Annotated in this window: 18 protein-coding genes and 1 pseudogene; 7 read left to right on the forward strand and 12 right to left on the reverse strand. The window is 61.1% G+C overall.

Annotated elements, in window-relative coordinates:
• Positions 1–202 precede the first annotated feature (202 nt).
• On the forward strand, positions 203–814 hold the full coding sequence (locus OKW40_RS29770) for a TetR/AcrR family transcriptional regulator (protein WP_429493963.1): 612 nt from the start codon (positions 203–205) through the stop codon (positions 812–814).
• A 249-nt stretch (positions 815–1,063) separates the two neighbouring features.
• Here the strand turns inward: OKW40_RS29770 and OKW40_RS29775 are convergent, their stop codons facing one another.
• From OKW40_RS29775 to OKW40_RS29790, 4 genes are all read right to left on the reverse strand, one after another.
• A complete protein-coding gene (locus OKW40_RS29775) occupies positions 1,064–1,780 on the reverse strand; it encodes an O-methyltransferase (RefSeq protein ID WP_429493073.1) in 717 nt (238 codons plus the stop codon).
• Positions 1,781–1,854: 74 nt separating this feature from the next.
• Positions 1,855–2,151, reverse strand: a complete 297-nt coding sequence (locus OKW40_RS29780) for a 4Fe-4S dicluster domain-containing protein (RefSeq protein WP_429493074.1) — start codon at positions 2,149–2,151, stop codon at positions 1,855–1,857.
• A 2-nt stretch (positions 2,152–2,153) separates the two neighbouring features.
• A complete protein-coding gene (locus OKW40_RS29785; protein ID WP_429493075.1) occupies positions 2,154–2,462 on the reverse strand; it encodes a hypothetical protein in 309 nt (102 codons plus the stop codon).
• A 12-nt stretch (positions 2,463–2,474) separates the two neighbouring features.
• On the reverse strand, positions 2,475–3,056 hold the full coding sequence (locus OKW40_RS29790) for an RNA polymerase sigma factor (protein WP_429493076.1): 582 nt from the start codon (positions 3,054–3,056) through the stop codon (positions 2,475–2,477).
• A gap of 305 nt (positions 3,057–3,361) precedes the next feature.
• Here OKW40_RS29790 and OKW40_RS29795 point away from each other — a divergent pair, with 305 nt between their 5' ends.
• Positions 3,362–4,099, forward strand: a complete 738-nt coding sequence (locus OKW40_RS29795; RefSeq protein WP_429493077.1) for a transporter substrate-binding domain-containing protein — start codon at positions 3,362–3,364, stop codon at positions 4,097–4,099.
• A gap of 186 nt (positions 4,100–4,285) precedes the next feature.
• On the opposite strand, the gene OKW40_RS29800 is transcribed toward OKW40_RS29795, so the two are convergent.
• On the reverse strand, positions 4,286–5,566 hold the full coding sequence (locus tag OKW40_RS29800; protein ID WP_429493078.1) for a TIGR03118 family protein: 1,281 nt from the start codon (positions 5,564–5,566) through the stop codon (positions 4,286–4,288).
• A gap of 261 nt (positions 5,567–5,827) precedes the next feature.
• Between OKW40_RS29800 and OKW40_RS29805 the strand changes: the two genes are divergently transcribed.
• On the forward strand, positions 5,828–6,163 hold the full coding sequence (locus tag OKW40_RS29805; protein ID WP_187616104.1) for a hypothetical protein: 336 nt from the start codon (positions 5,828–5,830) through the stop codon (positions 6,161–6,163).
• A 259-nt stretch (positions 6,164–6,422) separates the two neighbouring features.
• Here OKW40_RS29805 and OKW40_RS29810 read toward each other — a convergent pair whose 3' ends face one another.
• Positions 6,423–7,640 (reverse strand): FAD-dependent monooxygenase, encoded by a 1,218-nt coding sequence (locus tag OKW40_RS29810; protein WP_187616105.1) that lies wholly within the window; start codon positions 7,638–7,640, stop codon positions 6,423–6,425.
• A 173-nt stretch (positions 7,641–7,813) separates the two neighbouring features.
• On the opposite strand from OKW40_RS29810, the gene OKW40_RS29815 reads away from it, so the two are divergent.
• Positions 7,814–8,758 carry a LysR family transcriptional regulator gene (locus tag OKW40_RS29815; protein ID WP_429404028.1) on the forward strand — a complete coding sequence of 315 codons (945 nt, stop codon included), beginning with the start codon at positions 7,814–7,816 and terminating at the stop codon, positions 8,756–8,758.
• Positions 8,759–8,794: 36 nt separating this feature from the next.
• Here the strand turns inward: OKW40_RS29815 and OKW40_RS29820 are convergent.
• Positions 8,795–9,379, reverse strand: a pseudogene (locus tag OKW40_RS29820) (dihydrofolate reductase family protein).
• Positions 9,380–9,917: 538 nt separating this feature from the next.
• Between OKW40_RS29820 and OKW40_RS29825 the strand changes: the two are divergent.
• Positions 9,918–10,097: a hypothetical protein gene (locus tag OKW40_RS29825; RefSeq protein ID WP_429493964.1), complete on the forward strand. Its 180-nt coding sequence runs from the start codon at positions 9,918–9,920 to the stop codon at positions 10,095–10,097.
• Between the two features lie 187 nt (positions 10,098–10,284).
• Here the strand turns inward: OKW40_RS29825 and OKW40_RS29830 are convergent, their stop codons facing one another.
• Together OKW40_RS29830 and OKW40_RS29835 are read right to left on the reverse strand one after the other, a co-directional pair.
• Positions 10,285–11,352: a rhodanese-like domain-containing protein gene (locus tag OKW40_RS29830; RefSeq protein ID WP_090807797.1), complete on the reverse strand. Its 1,068-nt coding sequence runs from the start codon at positions 11,350–11,352 to the stop codon at positions 10,285–10,287.
• Positions 11,353–11,409: 57 nt separating this feature from the next.
• The gene (locus OKW40_RS29835) at positions 11,410–12,066 is read right to left on the reverse strand and encodes a peroxiredoxin (protein WP_429493079.1); all 657 of its coding nucleotides are present in this window, start codon (positions 12,064–12,066) and stop codon (positions 11,410–11,412) included.
• Positions 12,067–12,902: 836 nt separating this feature from the next.
• On the opposite strand from OKW40_RS29835, the gene OKW40_RS29840 reads away from it, so the two are divergent.
• Positions 12,903–13,184 carry a DUF4148 domain-containing protein gene (locus tag OKW40_RS29840; RefSeq protein ID WP_187611630.1) on the forward strand — a complete coding sequence of 94 codons (282 nt, stop codon included), beginning with the start codon at positions 12,903–12,905 and terminating at the stop codon, positions 13,182–13,184.
• Positions 13,185–13,700: 516 nt separating this feature from the next.
• Positions 13,701–15,683, forward strand: coding sequence for a phosphatase PAP2 family protein (locus OKW40_RS29845; protein ID WP_429493080.1), 1,983 nt, complete (start codon positions 13,701–13,703; stop codon positions 15,681–15,683).
• Positions 15,684–15,773: 90 nt separating this feature from the next.
• Here OKW40_RS29845 and OKW40_RS29850 read toward each other — a convergent pair whose 3' ends face one another.
• The 3 genes from OKW40_RS29850 to OKW40_RS29860 form a co-directional block, all read right to left on the reverse strand.
• On the reverse strand, positions 15,774–16,649 hold the full coding sequence (locus OKW40_RS29850; protein WP_429493081.1) for an alpha/beta fold hydrolase: 876 nt from the start codon (positions 16,647–16,649) through the stop codon (positions 15,774–15,776).
• A 767-nt stretch (positions 16,650–17,416) separates the two neighbouring features.
• A complete protein-coding gene (locus tag OKW40_RS29855) occupies positions 17,417–18,382 on the reverse strand; it encodes a sterol desaturase family protein (RefSeq protein ID WP_429493965.1) in 966 nt (321 codons plus the stop codon).
• 8 nt (positions 18,383–18,390) lie between these two features.
• Positions 18,391–19,407 (reverse strand): YncE family protein, encoded by a 1,017-nt coding sequence (locus OKW40_RS29860; protein ID WP_260321023.1) that lies wholly within the window; start codon positions 19,405–19,407, stop codon positions 18,391–18,393.
• Positions 19,408–19,629 lie beyond the last annotated feature (222 nt).

The raw sequence follows: 19,629 nt of genomic DNA on the forward strand, positions 1-19,629 counted from the left end.
ATCAAAGAACCGCGATGAACCTGGACTGCCATCCGTGCCACGCCGGCGTTGCTTCGCGTTGTGCGCGAAAGTCGGCTACACTCGTGACAATGTCGATCACCATCGTCTTATGGCGAATTGTGTCGACGTAATTCGAGTATGTCAATGGTGATCGACATTGTGTTTTTCAATCGACGCGATCGCTTGTATAAGGGAGAGATCGATGGGGGTGTCACGACAGCAGGCCGCCGAGAACCGCAGCGCGATCGTCGCGGCCGCCGAGCGGCTTTTCCGGGTACGCGGAATCGATGCCGTGGGGCTGACGGAGTTGATGAAGGAAGCCGGTTTTACCCAGGGCGGCTTCTACAACCACTTCAAGTCGAAGGATGCGCTGGTCACCGCGGTCATGGAAAAGGCGATGCAAGACTACGCGGATTCGCCAAACGGCGGCAGCCTGGGGAAGCAGGCGGCACGCTACCTGTCGGCCTCGCACCGCGACAACGTTAAAGCAGGGTGCCCGCTGTCCGGCTTTGCTGGCGACGCTGCGCGGATGACCGACGCGGCGCGTGCGTCCTACGCGCGCGGCCTCGCCGCTTATCTCGACCGGCTTGCAGCCATGATCGCCACGGAAGGCGCGACGACGGAACAAACCCGTCGCAATGCGATTGCAGCGTTCAGTCAGATGGTCGGGGCGCTCGTGCTGTCGCGTGCGATCGCAGGCGTCGATTCGGCCTTCGCCGACGAAATCCTCGACGTAGGGCGGCGCACGCTCGTCGACGCGCTCGACGACCCGGTCACGCCGGACAGCCGGCGCCGCAGCAGGTCGGATGGCTGATACGCCGCCTGCGGCCCCGGGGGCCCTGCGTGGGTATGCGTGGGTCGGCGGGGGCAGCACGATTTGCGCGCAGTCTGTCCACAGGCGCAGCGCAGGCCATTCCGCCACCGAGCTGTCCGGACTTAACGAGGAGTTGCTATGACATTTAGCGCATCCGCCCCGGAAGATCGACAAGACATCGCATCGCCGAACCTTCCAGCTTGAATGGCACATGAACCGGATTCTGGACGGCGTCCACTCTTCGTCAGCCTATGACACGACGACTGTAAATTCGACCCCTGATTCAAAGTCCAGCGTCGTGGTCGAAAAGCGCGGATCGTCGTCGAGGTAGTGCTTGTATGGCCGAACGGCGTCCTCGGCGGTGTACATGTTGTCGGCGAGAACGATAGATCCCGGGCGTAGCAGGCGCTCAATCTGCTTGAACAGATTCAGATAGGTGTTGGCCCAGACGTCGATAAACACCATGTCGAAAGTGCCGTCCAGTTCGGAAACGGTCTGGAAGACGTCGCCCTCCCGCAGGTCAACATAAGCGTCTACGCCCGCCGTTCTGACGTGGGCCCGAAGTTGTGCGCACTTAACAGCATCGAGTTCAGTCGCTACAACCGTCCCACTGCCTAACGTGCGAAGGGCCTCGGCGAAATACAGCGTGGACACGCCGCAGGAACTGCCGAGCTCGAGGATTCGAGCCGGCCTGTGCGAAAGCACCATGTTGCGTAAGAACCGTCCCGTTTCCGCTGACACGGCTAACGATAGAGCAGTGCCTTGCGAGGATTCGAAATCCTCGCTCGATAGCCCGAGCGTTTCGAAAAACCGTCCACGGAGTCGAGGTACGAGCGTTTCGTATTCCTCCGCGAGACTCAGAAACTCCTCGCTCGATCCCTGAAATTGCGCCTGTGCGCGGGCTATCACTTCTGTCTGGCTCTGTTCGTGAAGCTGTCGCAGAAGATCCGTGGTTGATGAAGCCATGTGCGCTCCTTGAGGAGATCGATAATACTGACCACTGCGCCAGGCGGCCTGCGCTTTTCTTAAAACGCGTAACGCTATGCCGTTCTGGCGAGCTTGATCGCGCGTTCAGGGCACGCCGTCACACAAAGACCGCACGACCTGCAGGCGTACGCGTTCGGTGTGTAGGCGACTTTCATTCCATGCACGCGTAGCTTGACGCGGTGCATCAAATCGAGGCTGAGATAATCGACGTCATCGATGCGCCGGATCTCAAACACATTCTCAGGGCAGACCTCCAGGCAATCGCCCTTGCCTTCGCAACGTTTCAGGTCGACGACTGGCGCAATCACGCCCGGCTTCTGTTTGCAGTCGCCCGTTGATTTCTCGCGCATGGTCAATCTCCCGCGCACCGGTCGCGGCCCGATCGCCATGCCGTCTGGAAATGCTCCCGTTCTTCGGGCGTCATCGCTTCCCATTTGCGCCAGTGACGCCGTTCGCGCCAGCCGCCGTGTCCGCGGAATCCGCCAAACAGGATGCGGCTCAAAACCAGCAAGCCCAACGCATGCGCGAAGTCGATCGCACGGGCGCCAACGAAAAGCGCCGGAATCACCCAATTCCATAGCGTCATGACCACCCATCCGAGCACCGCTATGGCAACCACCACGAGCAGCGCTTTGCCCACACATCTGATTCGAAACTTCATCCCTCGACTCCTCTATATATCCAGTTCGTCATAAATGGCCTGCAGTCGGGCGCGCAGATGCAAGACCGCGTAGCGTTTGCGCGCGAGCAGCGTATTGAGCGTGACACCGCTTTCCGCCACCATGTCTTTGAAGGACCGCCCCTCCAGCTCGTGCGCGATAAATACTTCACGTTGATTCGGCGGCAACTCATCGAGCGCATCCTGCAAGGCCTTGAGCAATACAGCGCGAGCGTAGAGGGCTTCGGGGCCTGCATCGTGCGCCGGCAGGGCGAGGTCGAGGCGATACTCACCGGTGGTCTCGTCCTCGGCCTCAGACAGATCGGTCAGCGGTTGCTCCTTCTTCTTGCGAAAACGATCGATGATGCGATTGCGCGCGGCACGGAAAAGCCACGCGCTCGCCTGTTCGATCGGAGCGGGAAGCCGGTAAGCCTGCACGAATTCGTGGAACACATCCTGCAGGATGTCTTCGGCGTCGTCCGGGTCGCGTATTCGACGCCGGATAAAATTGACGAGCCTCGTGCGCTCACGCACCACGGTCGCGGTGATGTCGCTGTCTCGGTCGGTCATCGGGTGCGAGGTGGGTGGCAGTTCCATGCGCCTGAAGACGTTTCAGGAGCGCGAATATTGTGGTGAGCGCGAAAAATCTTTCCTTGAGCAACTGCCGGTTCGCTTGAGGCAGTGCGTGACAGGGTTGTGACCATGGATTGACCGGAAGACGTGGGTGCGTTTCCGTAGCGACGCCGCGCAATCCAACCAACGTCCATAAGACCGACACCCGATCCAGGCATAACCGCGTTCGTTTCAGAGAGAGCCGCCGCAACGACAACCGCGCATGTAAGTAGAATCGTCAACATTCGGCCCGGCATTTGATGGCCGTTCCCAATTGGCGAGACACAGCGATGAAGGTAAAGGTTGCGTACATCGAAGAACCCCCGTTCGGTTGGACGGAAGCAGATAGTACCCCCACGGGCGCTGACATCGATCTGGCCGACGCGGTTCTTCGGGCGATCGGCGTAACCCGGATCGAGCATCATCTGACGTCGTTTAGTGAACTCCTGCCCGGCGTTGAAGCAGGCAGGTGGGATATGAACGTTCCGCTGTTCGTCACACGCGAACGCGCCAATATGGTCGCGTTCAGCGTCCCGGTATGGGGGATCGCAGACGGTTTTCTGGTTCGGGCTGGAAACCCGAAAGCGCTCGACAGCTACGTGTCGCTTGCCAAACGCGCTGATGCGCGCCTTGGCATCATAGCCGGACAGGTGCAGCACGACTCAGCGAAAGCGTCTGGCGTAAGCAAGGACCAAATAGTCGTCTTCGAGCATCAGGCCGACGCTGTCGAAGCGGTTCTCTCTGGCGCCGTCGATGCGTATGCGAGCACGGCCTTGGGGAATCGGATCATTGCGAACCGGATCGGAGGCTCAATGCTCGAGGCTATCGAGCACGAACCGGGAACGAACGGCAAGCAGCTGAAGCCTCCGCTCGGGGCATTCTCGTTCAATAGAAGTAACAGCGATCTGATCCAGGCGGTAAACAAAGCCCTTCGTTCATATCTGGGCTCACCAGATCATCGTGCTCGCATGGCGGAATTCGGCCTGACAAACAACGAGATCGATCCCGCTCTCGCGGGTCGAGTATAAGACGGGCGTCGGCCAGGTCTGGTGCTCAACCACGCGTGGATCTGATGATCATCACACGCACTGCTCAGGCGCACATCGCCCCGCATAAGCAATATCGTTGAGCAACGCGTCCCACTGGCGGATGTACTCGTCGTAGTACCGCCGCTCTCGCATCAAGAGCGGCGCTTCTCAATGGCGCGCTTAGCGCTACATTCCAATGCTCATCCCGCCGCCCGCGCTTGTGCCGGTGTTCGTACCCGTGTTCGTACCCGTGTTCGTGCCCGTGTTCGTGCCCGTGTTCGTGCCCGTGTTCGTGCCCGTGTTCGTGCCCGTGTTCGTGCCCGTGTTCGTGCCCGTGTTCGTACCTGAGCTCGACGTCGTATTCAGATCGATTCTTCCGTAGACGCCATCGGCTTCGTCATTCGGCCCCGCCGCGAAGAAGAGCGTGCTGGAAGGCTGATTGCTGAGATCGTTGCCGAATGCGATGCCCCACACGCCCTGCTCGACGATCGGACTGCCGTTCGGCCCACTGATCTGTCCCATCGACTGACCGCTCGACGCGTTGAACGCATTGATCATGCCATCGCCGAAATTGCCGATCAGTATTGCGCCGCTCATCGAGCCGAAGTTCCCGGGCGCTTGCGCAATGCCCCACGGCGCGTTCAACGGACCGCTTGTCGCGAAGCGTTGCTTCAGGTTGCCCGCGGTGTCGTACACATCGACCATGCCGAGCCCCGCGCCCGGGACATCGTCGTGTTTGGCTGCGTCTTGCATCGCGTAGGTGACGAACAGATTCGAGCCGATCGCCTGAATGCCGAACGGCGCGAAGCCGGCTGGAATCGCCGGGTCCGTGAAGGCGCCGGGCATCGCGACCTTCGTGAACGAGGTATCGAAGACGTCGATCTTGTTGTTATGGAAGTCCGTCGCGTAAAGGAAGTTGCCGTTGTTCATCGCGGCGAGCGCGAGACCCTTGTAGACGGCGCCGCCCGTACCGTCGTCGTACATGACGAACGCATTGGTCGGCCCTACGGCGGGCGCCCAGGCGGTGATGGTGCCGCCTTCGCCCGTGAAGATGAATGCAGCGGCTCCAGACTTGCCGTTTTCCGTGACGCGGAAGCTTTGTGTTCCATTGAAAACGATGCCCGTGGGCGATGCGGAGCCGTTCTTGCCGTCGGGTATCGTAACGACCAGCGATTGCGGCACGCCATTGCCGTCATAGAGCGTCGCGACGTTGGTGCCGTTGTCCGCGACCCAGACGAAACCTTTGGGATTGAAGGCCACGCCCCAAGGGTTTTTCAGATTAGCGTCGGTGTGTGCAGCGGGCACCGCGCCATCGGATACGAGGGCCGTCGCTGCGAATGACGACTGGACGGGTGGGCTCGCGCTGCTCGAACTCGAACCACTGCCGCCACCGCCGCCGCATGACATCAGAGTCGCGACGGCCGCGCCGCATGCAACGACGCCGAATAGAGCGAGTAGAGACTTCATGACCGCACTCCTTGTTCTGCGCAAAAGACCTAACGGTCAATGAACGAGAACGGCGCGGGGTTTATTCCGGCGGAGAGCGGCGTATTTCGCGGCAGATTTCGTGCGATCCAACGGCTGGATTCGCCCCACGACCGCCACTTCGTGCGCCGCCGATCGCTTCGCTACCTACAAAAGCACGCGGCACGCTGTTTGCGACATTGCTATAGCGCAGGCGGCAACTGTCTGCGTCTATCTTCCAGTCCAATTAAGGAGGGGCGGATCATGAGCAAGGCAACCATCACACTAGTCGCGGCCGTCGCCGCACTCTCGCTGTCGGGCGGCGCTTATGCGCAGGCGGCCGGAGGCCAGAGCGGCAGCGGTTCGACCGGCACAGCCGGCAGCACGGCTAGTCCGTCGAACCAGATGAACGGCGCAACCACGGGCGGCTACGGCATGCCAGGCACCACCAACTCGGACAGCGGCATGGGCGCCAAGGCGCCAAACTCGGGCCTGCCGAGCAGCAATAGCAGCTCGACGTCTGACACCACCGCCGCTCCCAAGAGCAACAACACGCTGGCGACCCCGAGCGTGGTGTCGCCAGCCGCTACCGGCCATTGACAGCTGGTAGAAATGACCGTCAGCCGCGAATCAGCGCAAGCACAAAGGGCTGCGATCGCAGCGACATAGGTGCAATTGCGACCGGCGCGCAGTTTCCCGGATAGTAGACGAGTAGACGAGCGGCAATATAGGTAACGCGATCAGGGTGACGCGCCACTCGGTCAATGGGTTGCATGTGACGCGTAGTGGCTGGAGAGAGGCGCCTGGCATGAGCACGCGGCCCACCGCCTCCCTATTGAAGCCTCATCATGGAGAGGGCTCAAAGCCACGTGCCGCCTTGTCGCGCGCTCGGCTCTTGCGCAAGCGCATCGAAATCGTGAATCCAGTCGAGGTGATGCAGCATGCTGTCGCGCGCCCCTAGCCGCGCGTTGCGTTCCTGCGCGGCGGGGCCGTCCGGCAGATGCAACACGTCCGCGGTGCTGATCGACGCGTACTGCACTTTGCGCGTGCGGCCCCGGCGCAGACGCTCGTAGGCTTCCTGCGCTTCTCGCCACTTGCCTGGGCCCGCCTTGGCGAGTTGCGCGGCCAGCACCACGGCATCCTCGATCGACTGGTTGGCGCCCTGGCCGTGATGCGGCACGAGCGCATGCGCGGCATCGCCGATCAGCGTCACGCGGCCCTTGCTCCAGCGGCCCAGCGGCGGACGGTGAAACAGGCCCCAGCGCTGACTGATCGGCACGGCCGTGATCATCTGCACGACGGCCGGATGCCAGTCCTTGAACAGGCGCAACTGCTCGCCTTCGGTCGACGGCATGACCCAGTCGCGCGACGGCCACGGCGACGGATGACGCTCGACCAGCAGGAAGTTCTGATCGCCCTTGTCGCCGATCGGATAATGCAGCAGATGGCCGCCGGGCCCGACCCAGAACTGGATCGTCTCCGGATCGGGCAACAGGTCCATGCGCTCGGCCGGCACGATGCCACGAAAGCCCGAGCAACCGGAATACAGCACGTCGTCGTAGCCGAGCATCCAGCGTCGCGTAATCGAGCGTGCGCCGTCGGCGCCGATCACGAGATCGGCATCGATGCGCCGACCGTTGTCGAACGCGAGACTCACGCGATCGGGATGCTGCACGAGATCGACCAGGCGATGGCTCAGCTCGATGTGCTCGAGACCAACTGCCTTCGACAGCACCGCCTGCAGATCGGCGCGATGAACGCCCCAGTACGAGCCACCGAACTGCTCGCGATAGCTGGGCATGCCGCGATGATGTCCAATGACGCTGCCGCTGCGGCCATCACGATAAATGAGCCCGGGTACTTCGGCGCACACGTTTTCGAACGCAGAGCGTAGCCCCATGCGCTCGTAAAAGCGCGTCGCGTTGGCCGACAGTGCGACGGCCGCGCCCACTTCGCGCAACTCATCGGTCTGCTCGTAGAGTTGCGCATCGATGCCATGTTCGCGTAGTGCGAGCGCCAGCGTAAGGCCGCCGATGCCGGCGCCGACGATCGCGATGCTCAGATCCATCCGGTTCATGATTGTGTCTCCGATATGCGGGTTTATCGATTCGGGCCACTCTGGAACGCGCGCCCGGCGCGTCGCATGCGGATACCGTGTTGGTATTTTCAGCACTAGACGATCATTGCTCAATAAGATGAAATGAATCTACTTCATCACTGAAATGAATGACCTTAGGTCATGCCGAGACCATGGAACTGAGCGATCTCGATCTCAACCTGCTGCTGCTGTTCCAGCGGCTGATGCAGGAGCGGCGCGTGGCGAGCGTCGCCGAGCAAATGAACATGAGCCAGCCGGGCGTCAGCAATGCGCTCGCGAAGCTGCGCCGCCTGCTCGGTGATCCGCTGTTCGTGCGGGCGCCGGGCGGCGTGGTGCCTACCCCGTTCGCGCTGCGTCTCGCGGAACCGGTCTCGCAGGCGCTCTCCACCTTGCACGCCGCGCTCAATCCGGTGACGGGCTTCGATCCGCTGCGCGAGATCCGTACGATGACGATCGGTATGACCGACATCGGCGAAGTCGTGTTTTTGCCCGCATTGCTGGAACGATTGTCGCGCGTCGCGCCAGGCATCGCGATGAATACGGTGCGCAATACGAGCGTCAATCTGAGCAACGAAATGGCCGACGGCCGGGTCGACCTGGCGATCGGTCTGTTGCCGCAGTTGAAGGGTGGTTTCTATCAGCGGCGTCTGTTCGATCAGCGCTACGTCTGTCTGTTCAGGCGCGCTCACCCACTCGAGGACGCGCCGCTCACGCTTTCCGCGTGGCGCGAAGCCGAGCATCTGGTGGTGGTGTCGGCCGGCACCGGCCACGGTCAAGTGGACGAGTGGCTGAAACGGCGCGGCGTGCGGCGTCAGGTGCGACTGACGGTGCCGCACTTCATGAGCGTCGGCTACATCCTGCAACGTACCGACCTGATCGCCACGGTGCCCGAGCGCCTCGCTCTGGAGTTGGCCACGCCGTTCTCGCTCAGCCTGCGCGCGCTGCCGATGACGCTGCCCGCCGCGCCGATCCATTTGTTGTGGCACGAGCGCGTCCATCAGGATGAAGGCAATCGCTGGCTGCGCGAGGTCGTGATCGACCTGTTCGCCGATACCGTGGCGGGTGGCAGGCGAGCGCGGGACGTGAGGAAGAAATAGACCTCCGTTTGTAAGCGTCGATCGGAAGCTTCGCGCTTACTCGAACGTTCCGGTTCGGACTTCGCCGTTGCGGGTGTAGCGCGTGATCAGCACGCCGCCGGGGGTGCTCGTCGCGTGTGCCAGCGTGAAGGCGGACGCTTGCGCATCGTTGCCGAACAGGCGTTTGCCGTGCCCGAGCATGACGGGATAAATCAGGAGTTGGAGTTCATCCACGAGGCCCGCCGCCAGCAGTTGGCGCACCATGTCGCCGCTGCCGAACGTCAATAGATCGGCACCGTCCTGAAGTTACAGCGCGCGTATCGCGTCGGCAAGGTCGCCCTTCAGTGCATGACTGTTGTGCCAACCGAGCGTATCGGATCGATGCGTGGCCACGTGCTTGCGGACCTGATTGAACTGGTCGGCCATGTCGCGGTTGCGTGGATCGGCCGGTACATATGGCCAATACGACGCGAATATGTCGTACGTGCAACGCCCTAGCAGCAACTCGAACGGCTGCGCGAGCAGATGATGCACACTTGCGCCGACCGCTTCGTCGGCGTAAGGGACGATCCACCCACCCAAACGAAAATCACCACTGGCATCCTCCTCGGGCGCACCGGGTGAAGCCGCGCGAGCGAGCATCGCGCGGTCGGCGCACAATGACTGGACCCACGGGTGCCTGCGCCGCAGGTGTGAAGGTGCGCACCACTCGCCAGCGCATGGTCGGAAGATCGCCCGACACAGTGATGCGGACATAGCAGCCGGCGTAACGTCCGGTCGCCCGTGGCATTTCGTTCGATGGCCGATGGGTCTCAGCGGCCGTATTTGGCGTGCCCGTGCGACGCGTGGCAAGACGCGAAGCAGCCGCTTCTGCCAGACAATACAAAAAAAGCACTGCTGTGGCCTGCCCACACAGTGCACAAAGACAACATCACCAGAAACATGTCCGTACCTTCAGCAACGACCGGATCGTGCGATTCCGCGCGGTCATTCACCCAACCGAAAGTGCTCGTCATTGTGGCGACCGTATGCTGCCTGCTGTGGGGCAGTTCGTACCCGGCAATTAAAATTGGCTATGCGTTGCTCGGAATCACGCAAAACGATATTCCTTCAAAGCTGATCTTCGCAGGCTACCGGTTCGTGCGGTCTCGCCTACACGACCGGCGTTCGCGGTTCGATCCTGAATTCGACAGCGACCTTCTTCAGTGCGCTGCTTGCACATTTCATCTACAAGAACGACAAGGTCTCCCCACGCAAGGCACTTGGATGCCTGCTGGGATTCGTCGGCGTGATGGTCGTCAATTTTGGCGGCGGTCTGTTTGAATTTGCGTTCACCTTTTGCTATCCGCGATATGTCTGAACGAGAACATCATGGAATTGAAGAATCTCGTCGCGCTGGCGCTCGTATGTGGGGGGATCTGGCTGATCACGCGGCCGGCGCAACGGAGCGCTTGCTATTCGAGGGCTGGCGCGGCTTTGGGGCAAGGTCGAGGCTGTCGCCAAGGCCAAGGCTGAGCTTGTGGGGGTTTCGAAGCGCCGACTCCCCCTCAAACACTATCCGACGCAACCGGCAACCCCTCCGTCCTCCACCGCAGCATCCCACCGGCAAGATTCGCCACCTTGCCGAACCCCGCCTTCGTCAGCAACACGCTTGCCTGCGCCGAGCGCACGCCGGACCGGCACACCGCGACCACCGGCCGCTCGCGCTCCAGTTCATCGAGCCGCCCCGTCAATTGCGACAGCGGCACCAGCTTCGCGCCCGGCAGATGACCCAAACGATCGATGAACTCGGGCGCCTCGCGCACATCGACGATCTGAAACGCGGCGCCATGCTCGAGCAGCGCCATCGGCTCGATTTCCCACACGCCGCTAAAGCGCAGCGTCAACGGTGCCCAATCCGGCGTTTCGGTCGCAACTTCGGCGCCGCCTTCCGGCTGCCCGCAACGCATGTTTGCGGGCACCGCGACCGCCATCTGCTTCGGATGCGGCAAATTCAGGTTGTTCATGTACCCGGCGAAATCACCGACGTCGACGTCGCCGCCCAGACGCGGATTGAAGCGCCGCTCCTCGGTCACGCTCGTCACCGTGATGCCGCGATAATCGTGCGCGGGATAGAGGAGGCAGTCGTCCGGCAGTGACAGGATCTGCTCGCGCACGGACGCGAACAACTGCTGCGGACTGCCCTGCTGGAAATCGGTGCGGCCACAGCCGCGAATCAGCAGGCTGTCGCCGGTAAAGGCCATGCTCAGATCGTCGAGCACGTAGGTCAGGCAGCCGTTCGTATGGCCAGGCGTCGCGCGCACGGTCAGATGACGCGTGCCGAAGTCGATCCGATCGCCATGCGCGAGCGCTCGCGTGACGCCTTTCGCCTCGACGACCCCGGCAAGCCCGATCTCGCTGCCGCAACGCAAACGCATGCGCCACGCGCCGGTTACGTGATCAGCGTGCACGTGGGTATCGAGCGTCGTGAGCAGCCATAGGCCCAGCTCGCGCAGCAGCGCCTGATCGCGCGGCACCTGCTCGTAGACGGGGTCGATGAGCACCGCCTCGCCGCTGTCGCCGAGCAAGTACGTGTAGGTCGACGAAGCAGGATCGAACAGCTGACGAAAAATCATCTGTATCCCTTAGGAAGGTCGGCGAGGCGGCCGCAAGCGGCCGCCGTGCCACATCTGTCAGCCCGGTTGTTTGGTGGTGCGCAGATACGGTTTGATAGTCTTGAAACCAGGGAAAATCTGCTGCGCCTCGTCGTTGCTGACCGCGGACGTGATGATCACGTCTTCGCCCTGCTTCCAGTTGACCGGCGTCGCGACCTTGTGTTTGGCGGTCAGTTGGATCGAATCGAGCACGCGCAGGATTTCGTCGAAGTTGCGGCCGGTGCTCATCGGGTAGGTCAGCGTCAGCTTGATCTTCTTGTCGGGACCGATGATGAAAACCGAGCGCACGGTCGCGTTGGTCGCGGCGGTGCGGCCCCCGCTGGTATCGCCCGCGTCGGCCGGCAGCATGTTGTACAGCTTGGCGATCGCGAGGTCGGTGTCGCCGATCATCGGGTATTTGACGGCGGCGCCCTGCGTTTCCTCGATGTCCGCGGCCCATTTTTCGTGGTCTTCGACCGGATCGACCGACAACCCGATCAGCTTCGCGTTGCGCCTGGTGAACTCCGGCTCGATCTTCGCCATGTAGCCCAGTTCAGTCGTGCAAACCGGCGTGAAGTCTTTCGGATGAGAGAACAGGACCGCCCATTGGTCGCCGATCCAGTCGTGGAAATCGATGGTGCCCTGCGTGGTCCGCGCGGTGAAGTTGGGCGCGGTGTCATTGATACGAAGTGACATATTGCCGTCCTGTGAAGTCGTGGTTAAGCGGAAGACCCGAGCCCGGTTAATCTCGGGGATTGAAAATCACCAACGCTCACAACGATAGATGAAGCTTTCGCGGCGCATACACGCGCGGCAAGTAGGGCGTCGCCGTGCAGAAGAAGCTCGAGATCGCCGCCTGTCGGGCGAATACGTGCATTGCCGCATCGCGCAGTGAGATTTCAAATATAGCGCGTTACGCACAAGCCATGCTGACACCCATCGAAGTCAGTCCGGCTGGCCACTTCGAAACGGCTTAGGGGAATGACGTTTACCGGTAAATCATGGACATTCGACTCACCGGCGTGTGTTCGATAGCGCACAGATTTACCGAGCCTGATTTGATCAGACCGTTCGGTCGTCCACGCCATGCGAGCAAGCGCGAGGCGCGTCGGAGCGTGCGGTACTGAAGCGCTTGCAATAAACGCAGCCTCCGTCCGCTCGAAAAACATCTGCTGAATGCTCGCCATGATGGCCCGGTTTGACGGCGCAGTGCGGATATTCGCGATTGCGGCGGGTCAGTCCACAGTGCCTGGCGAGTCAGGCGAACCCGGTTCGTCAAAGAACTGCCAGATCGCCTTTATCGATAAACGGTCGGAACATGGCTCGCGGACGCCGCGCATTTTTCGGAGACGGGATAAGCGGCTTTTAAGGTTGCAGGGCGTACCTTCATATCCACACACTGAATACCGGTCACCCCGTCGATCGCTATCTGTTCGCGGTCCACCTCAGCGTGAAGATCGACTCGCTTTCAATGCAGTTAGCGTGGTCCATTCGATCCATCGAAATTTGCCTATTCACCAAGGAGCCAACTTATGAAAGTACTTATCGCTCATGCGATCCTCGCAACCACAATCGCCATTCCAGCGCTCTCGTCGGCGCAGCCCCTCACTCGCTCCGAGGTGGAAGCGAACGTCATACAGGCCGAACAGAACGGCACGCTCCATCAGTCGAAAGTGCACTATCCGGACGAGAGCAGCCCGCGGCAGGCACACGCGAATAACGACTACGGTTCAGGGCCGGTAGTGAATTCGCAATCCGGACATCGCCTTTCCTTCGCAACGCCCTCAGATAACGCGCTTTTCTCGCATCACTGAAGTGCTGGTGAGCGTTCGACATTCCATACGAGCGCGTTTCGATACTTCTACACGCCTAACTTCCGGTTCTCATTCGGACGTCGCGCGTCCGATCCAACGTCGATATGAAAAAGCTAGTGCGCTCGATTGACTTCATTCTGTTGACCGCCGCGTCGGTGGGCCTCGTCATGTTTGTCGTCTGGCGAGTGGCGACGGTAAAGGGGTGGTTTTAGGCTCACGCGAAACGCTTGTCCGTTAAAGGATCGCCCTGTGGTTGGCGTTCCGAATCGACATTGCACCAAGACCTCGCGGAATGAAACCTTTCGCATGCTTCGCGAATGTGGATGAGCCGCAATCAAATACTAAGGAGTTCTGCGTTCCCACGTCTGCGAAGCATGTGCAGCTTCCACCACCAGGTCTTCCGGGATACCTGCGAATCGCGCCACGATATCCGATACCGCGTAATCAGTCGAAACAATGCCGTCATAATTCATCCGCACAATCCGACGCCACCAACAACCACAAGAAAGTCTCGTGATGCCTCATTTTCGCGTCCCTCTCCCGCTGCGCCTCACGGTGCTCGCAAGCGTGGCGGTACTCGCCGCGTGCGGTGGTAGCAATGATTCTTCTACGCCGAGCGCCTCGAACACTTCGACGACGACGGCGACGGCCACGATCCCGGCGCCCCCTGCCGACCCCGGTTTTGTCGACAACGCCGCAATCCCCGACGTGCCCGCGTTCGTCGACACGATTGCGACTAACCAGCGCGGCGATGCGCGATATGCGACGCTCGCCACGAATGCGGGCGTGCGTGTCGTCTCGCGATTCCTCGACATCTGGCAACCGTTGACCGAGATCGTCGATGCGGGCGTCTCCGCGCCCGCCAATGGTTCCTTTCCGGCTGTCGTGCAGTCCACGTGGACAGGACTACCCAATGACGGTACGCCGGGTGGGGCTGTCGTGAACAATGCCGTCCATGCCGCAAACATTCAATTCGTGGTCACCGAGACGACCAACCGGACTCAGGCACAGGCCGACGCAGCCTACTACGACGACCGGCGCGGCAAAGGTTATAGCGTGACCGATGGCATGGGACCGCTCACCAATGCGTGGCGCGCGGCGGCGCAGCAGGTAACGACCATCACGTCGATTCCGGCGGATGCGACGACCGTTCTGTACAACGACAACGGCAACAACATTGGCGTCGGCAGCAGTGGCGGCAACACCAGTTTCGGCCAGGTTGTCGACCTGCTCAACATCATGGGCAACAACGCGTCCACCGAGCCGGCCAAGCGCTTCTACAAATACGCCCGGCCATACCGCTGGAGCACGAGTGTCGTGGTAGATCCGACTCTGGTGCCTGCCGAGAGCACCACGCCTTCGACCGATGGCGGATTTATCAGCGGTCACGAGGCGGAGGCCATGCGCGACGCGATGACGATGGCCTACGTGCTGCCGGAGCGGTTCCAGGAGATGGCGAGCCGCGGCCTCGAACTTGGCGAAAACCGCATTTTCGCCGGTATGCACTCGCCGCTCGACGTCATTGCTGGTCGAATGTTTGCACTTGCGGCGACTGCTGCGAATCTTTCCGATCCGAGCAACGCCACCTTGAAGAGCGCCGCATTTAGCCAGGCGCACGCGGCCCTGATGCAGTCGACGAATACCAATTCGACGAGCTTCGCCGTTTTCGCCCACTCCGGCACGGCAGCGACGGACCGCTTCGCCGACTACGCGACGAACAAAGCGGACTTCACTCGCCGTATGACGTTCGGCTTTGCTCCGATCGAATCGACCAATGCGCCTCCCGTTGTGCCGAAGGGTGCGGAGGTGTTACTGGAGACGCGCTTTCCGTATCTGAGTGCTGAGCAGCGCCGCGTGGTGCTCAAAACGACCGAGCTTCCTTCCGGCTATCCGGTCATGGACGATGCGGAAGGGTGGGGCCGCCTCAACATGTTTGCAGCCGGGGACGGATATGGTGCGTTCCGTGGCAGCGTCATCGTTTCGATGGATGCGTCCCAGGGCGGATTCAACGCGTCGGATTTGTGGCGCAACGACATTGCCGGCGCAGGGAAGTTGACGCTGCAGGGTAGCGGAACCTTGAAGCTCGGCGGCAACAACACCTGGTCGGGCGGCTCCCAGGTAAGTGGCGGCGTGCTCGAGGCCGATTCTCCGAATGCGTTCGGCACGGGCGACGTGTATGTGGGTGCGGGTGGCATCACCATCGCGGCGGCGTCGCCCGTGTCCATCGTCGGCAAGTACACGCAGCTCGCCGGCACGACACTCGAACTCGACATTGACGGTAAAGGCGCCGGCCAACTGCACGTTGGCAATCAGCTGACCATCGCCGGCGGCACGCTACACGTGACGTTCGTGAGCGGCTATGCGCCCAAGGTCGGCGACACCATCGATCTGATCGATGGCAACGGGGCGACGAAGCAGTTCACGACGATCACGGTCGACGGCCACAAGGCGACGCCGGTCTACTCGTCGACCGGCGTGTCGGTGCACATCGATTCGTAATCGGGCCATATTGGCGTGGCTATGCGACGCCCGGATAACCCGCTGTCTGTAATGCGGAGCGTCCGGCTATGCCCGTCTGTCGTTGATCGTCTAAAGCGGCGATTCCTTCGTCAAAAACCGCCTGATGGCAATGGAGACGATTTCTGGAAACTCTTCGTGAATCGCGAGCTTGCCCTTCATGACCCATTCGACCTGAACATTTGGCAATTGTCCTAACGCCTCCATTTCGACACGCGATTTCGGCGGCGTCTGATCGCCGTAGATCACGAGGATCGGAATGTTGGCTCGGCGCGCAAGATCAAGGAATGCCGCACGGTTGGCGACCCGGTCTAGCGCACCGGTCACAAAGCGTACCGAACTGTGCCGGGCTCCGGGTGCACGGGTGACGGCGAGTTTGGCCGCGAGACGATTGCCGCCAAGCCAGTCAGGATCGCTGTAAACGTGTTCTCTCGCCATCATGGTGATGACATGGCGGCTGACGTTGAGCCGGTAGAGAAGCGGGCCAGCGAGGGGGTGATCAATGGCAGAGCGCACACGGGAGAACCAGGCCCGCTGGCCACCCATCATCGTCGGCAACGGGCCGCGCCACGTCGGTGCGATGAGGACCAGGCGATCAACCGTATCTGAGCGCAAGACGGCCTGGTAAAGCGCATAGGTGGCTGCATGTCCGGCCGCCACAATGGCGTGCGGTGGTGCCACGATGTCGCTTAAAAACCAGTTAAGAAACTCCGAGAGAAGCTCCGGCGACCATTCTTCCTTTGGCCGCGCCTGATCGCCGAACCCCGGCCAATCAACCGTCGTCACGTGAAACTGAGGCGCGAGCAAGTCGAGCAGCGGGCGCATCTCCAGGCGCGTGGAAATCGTACTCAGGGCCGGCAGGAGGACGACCGAAGCGCCGCTACCGGCCTCATCCACGTCCAGCGCGAACTCTCCACTGTCCCACTGGCAGCGTATCGTCTTCGTCATTGCCTTTCCAATTTGACCTTCATACGAATCACGCGGTAGAGATTGATGACCAGTTTAATTAGAGGACGGTCTCCGGCCATGTATGGATGCGTTTTTCGTGCTGTGGAGTTCTACGGCTGCCTTGTGCCTCCGGCGATCGCGCCTGAACACCAGGGAAAGGAAGTCGAAGCGTCGGGCTGCCAGCCGCGAGGGCGCTGCTCTGTAGCTCCAGACGCCCGACGTTTGCATCGCGGGACTGCCTGGAAATCAAATGCGCCACGCCTGTCTTTGACGTTTAGCCATCGGAGACGCGTCGTAGCAGATACACGACAATCACTGCGGAACCGCTGACAAAGATTGCCAGCCCGATCGCTTTACGCGCGAGCGTGCGAACGCGCGCGCGGAGCGTGTAACGCACAAACCAGGAACTGGTTCTGCGCAACATCATTCACTCCATGGACGCCTTGACGGGCGCGTCGCGTCGGGGAGAGACAGCCCCCTATGTTGCCGGAGCGCAGGCCGTATCGCGACGTTTACTTGCCCTGATCTTTGCTTGACAGTCTTTACCACTTCGAGCTCTTTGAACTGAGGATAGCTGGATAGAGCGGGTAGATGCCGGTATCCGGGCATTCTGAAACCGGCAACTGCAATTATCGCACCTCGGGTTCAAAGGCACAGAGCAGATGCCTTACGGCCTACTGACAGGTTCTTTGCACCAGCCGGTCCGGACCAAATCCAGGCGCACATGAACCGGCCCGTTTGGGCATTGGCGCAATGCAGGGATGTTCTCAGGAGGAACTGCGGCGAGCCTTTGCCGGTTGCCGCCACTGTTCAAGGAAAAACTGCAAGCCGCCTAGTTGCTGTGCGATGTAGCCGCCCGTGGCCATCGATTCCGGTGCGCGCCGGTCGCCTGTAGGCGGGTACTCGGCGGAGAAGTCCGCTGTACCAAACACGATGTCCCAGATCGGGAAGACGGCGCCGTAGTTACAGGAATTGCGGCCGGCCGCGCGCAGGCCATGATGCAACCGGTGAAAGCGTGGCGAGACGATCAACCGGTCCCCGAGCCAGCCGAACGAAAGCTTGATATTGGCGTGGCTCAGGCTTTCGATGAAGCGCATGAACAGGAACAGCAGTGGAAACTGCAGCGGCGGAATACCGATCGCGAGGCCGACGACGCCGAACCAGATTGCGGCGACCAGATCGTCAAGCAGATGGTTGCGGTCGTCCGACCAGAAACTCATCTGCCGCTGCGCATGATGCAACGCATGCAGTGCGTACCAGCTACGGTATGAGTGCGACAGGCGGTGACGCCAGTAATCGGCACAGTCCAGAATCAGCGCGTACGCGATGAAGGTAATGACCGGATGTCCGAGAAGCGGCGGCATCAACGTCTCAAGCGTTGGCGGTATGTAGCCGTGATCGACCACGAAGCCGTTCACCCACACCTGCACCTGGTAGAACAGCAGGAAACTGACGACAGGCAACACCCCGACGCGGTTGAGGATCGTATAGAACGCGTCGGTTACGACGGCTTTGCGGTCATCCCAGCGTTCGATCGGAAAGAGTGCTTCGAGCGGCCAGCAAACCGCATACGTAACGATAACCGCGAAGAGGCCATAGACGCAGATCAGCGCCCAGTCGAAGGAAAGCTCTTCCCATTGCATCCAGCCGAAGTGATACAGCAACGGCAGAACGAGATACTGGTCGATTTCACCGGCCAGCATATTGAAGAATCTGTCGAGAAATATCAGCATGATGGGCGTTAGAGCGTTTCGGCGGTAACGAGACCTGGGCGGCTCATTTCGGTGGTGAGGAAGATGCCGTGCGGCGAGCGTCCGACATCGATGGTCTCGTAGTTGCCGCTGGCTGGATCGAGTACGGCGACCTGCTCCCGGAAACGCAGCGTCACCCATAGCTTGCCGTCGGGGCCAACAGCAATATCATCTGGCCCCGCAGCGTGGAACGGATAGGTACGACGAAGCTCGAGGGTGGTTGGATCGAGCGCCACCAGCGAGCCGCCGATCCGGTTGCTCACGTAGAGCGTCGCGCCGTCGGGCGTAAGAAAGACATTGTGCGGGCCGACGCCGGTTTTCACCCGCCGCAGCACGTTACCCGTCACTGGATCGACTTCCGCCACATGGTCGCTGCCCATCACGCAGACCAGTACCTTGCCGTTGTGCCAGAGCACGCCGGCGGGGGTCGATCCGACGTTCGACTTCCAGCGGATCGTCAGGTTCGTCAGGTCGAATGAAACGAGCGTGCCGGACTCCTGCATCGAATTGAAGCTCCAGCGCGAGTCCGGCGAGAAGTCGAGGTGGCTCGGCATGCCGCCGGGCGAGAAGCGCTTGACGAGCGTCAGGTCGTCGGGGCGGTAGATGTCGACATAGTTGAGCCGCAGTGCATTGACGACGAGGTAGCGGAAATCCGGCGTGAAGCCAAGCTGGTACGGATCGGCGATCACCTTATGGCCAAGCGCCAAACCAGTGTGCGGGTCGACAATGAATAGTGCATTGCCGCTGGCGTCGGCAATATAGAGCTTGCTTCTGTCGCGCGAAAGCGCCCAGTGACTGGGTTCGCGCAACGTCGGCAATGTCCGGACGATCTTGTGCGACGCCATGTCGATGACCGAAACGCTGGCTTCGCCGGAATTCATTACGATAGCGAGATTGGGGGGCGCCGCGCTGGCGATACCTGAACGAAGGGCGAGGAAAGGCGACAGGCCGAGACTCAGGGGAATGGCCAGACTACGGCCAAGTACTTCGCGACGTGAAAGCTTCATGGAGGGCATGCATGAGAGAATTAACCACTCATTCTGCTGGATGGATTCACCGTCACGCAAGGACGAATTGCGAATGGCGCTGATATGGAGCGATGCTCAACCGCTTCCTGTCAGTAGCCTGACAAATTTCGGGCGAAGCTGACGATGCGCATGCGATTTCGCCGTATTTGACCGAGCTTCCCGCGGCCCCGGGCGCGCTTTGCGCAGCACCCGCCCCGATCA

The organism is Paraburkholderia sp. RAU6.4a, assembly GCF_050435625.1.
GTDB lineage: Bacteria > Pseudomonadota > Gammaproteobacteria > Burkholderiales > Burkholderiaceae > Paraburkholderia > Paraburkholderia tuberum.

What these genes read in the sequence shown, in the direction of transcription:
- OKW40_RS29775 (WP_429493073.1), bottom strand. Translation starts at nt 1,780, where the DNA reads ATGGCTTCATCAACCACGGATCTTCTGCGACAGCTTCACGAACAGAGC.
- OKW40_RS29845 (WP_429493080.1), top strand. Translation starts at nt 13,701, where the DNA reads ATGCCTCATTTTCGCGTCCCTCTCCCGCTGCGCCTCACGGTGCTCGCA.
- OKW40_RS29860 (WP_260321023.1), bottom strand. Translation starts at nt 19,407, where the DNA reads ATGAAGCTTTCACGTCGCGAAGTACTTGGCCGTAGTCTGGCCATTCCC.
- OKW40_RS29795 (WP_429493077.1), top strand. Translation starts at nt 3,362, where the DNA reads ATGAAGGTAAAGGTTGCGTACATCGAAGAACCCCCGTTCGGTTGGACG.
- OKW40_RS29830 (WP_090807797.1), bottom strand. Translation starts at nt 11,352, where the DNA reads ATGATTTTTCGTCAGCTGTTCGATCCTGCTTCGTCGACCTACACGTAC.
- OKW40_RS29805 (WP_187616104.1), top strand. Translation starts at nt 5,828, where the DNA reads ATGAGCAAGGCAACCATCACACTAGTCGCGGCCGTCGCCGCACTCTCG.
- OKW40_RS29840 (WP_187611630.1), top strand. Translation starts at nt 12,903, where the DNA reads ATGAAAGTACTTATCGCTCATGCGATCCTCGCAACCACAATCGCCATT.
- OKW40_RS29780 (WP_429493074.1), bottom strand. Translation starts at nt 2,151, where the DNA reads ATGCGCGAGAAATCAACGGGCGACTGCAAACAGAAGCCGGGCGTGATT.
- OKW40_RS29800 (WP_429493078.1), bottom strand. Translation starts at nt 5,566, where the DNA reads ATGAAGTCTCTACTCGCTCTATTCGGCGTCGTTGCATGCGGCGCGGCC.
- OKW40_RS29770 (WP_429493963.1), top strand. Translation starts at nt 203, where the DNA reads ATGGGGGTGTCACGACAGCAGGCCGCCGAGAACCGCAGCGCGATCGTC.
- OKW40_RS29785 (WP_429493075.1), bottom strand. Translation starts at nt 2,462, where the DNA reads ATGAAGTTTCGAATCAGATGTGTGGGCAAAGCGCTGCTCGTGGTGGTT.
- OKW40_RS29810 (WP_187616105.1), bottom strand. Translation starts at nt 7,640, where the DNA reads ATGAACCGGATGGATCTGAGCATCGCGATCGTCGGCGCCGGCATCGGC.
- OKW40_RS29835 (WP_429493079.1), bottom strand. Translation starts at nt 12,066, where the DNA reads ATGTCACTTCGTATCAATGACACCGCGCCCAACTTCACCGCGCGGACC.
- OKW40_RS29790 (WP_429493076.1), bottom strand. Translation starts at nt 3,056, where the DNA reads ATGGAACTGCCACCCACCTCGCACCCGATGACCGACCGAGACAGCGAC.
- OKW40_RS29850 (WP_429493081.1), bottom strand. Translation starts at nt 16,649, where the DNA reads ATGACGAAGACGATACGCTGCCAGTGGGACAGTGGAGAGTTCGCGCTG.
- OKW40_RS29855 (WP_429493965.1), bottom strand. Translation starts at nt 18,382, where the DNA reads ATGCTGATATTTCTCGACAGATTCTTCAATATGCTGGCCGGTGAAATC.
- OKW40_RS29815 (WP_429404028.1), top strand. Translation starts at nt 7,814, where the DNA reads ATGGAACTGAGCGATCTCGATCTCAACCTGCTGCTGCTGTTCCAGCGG.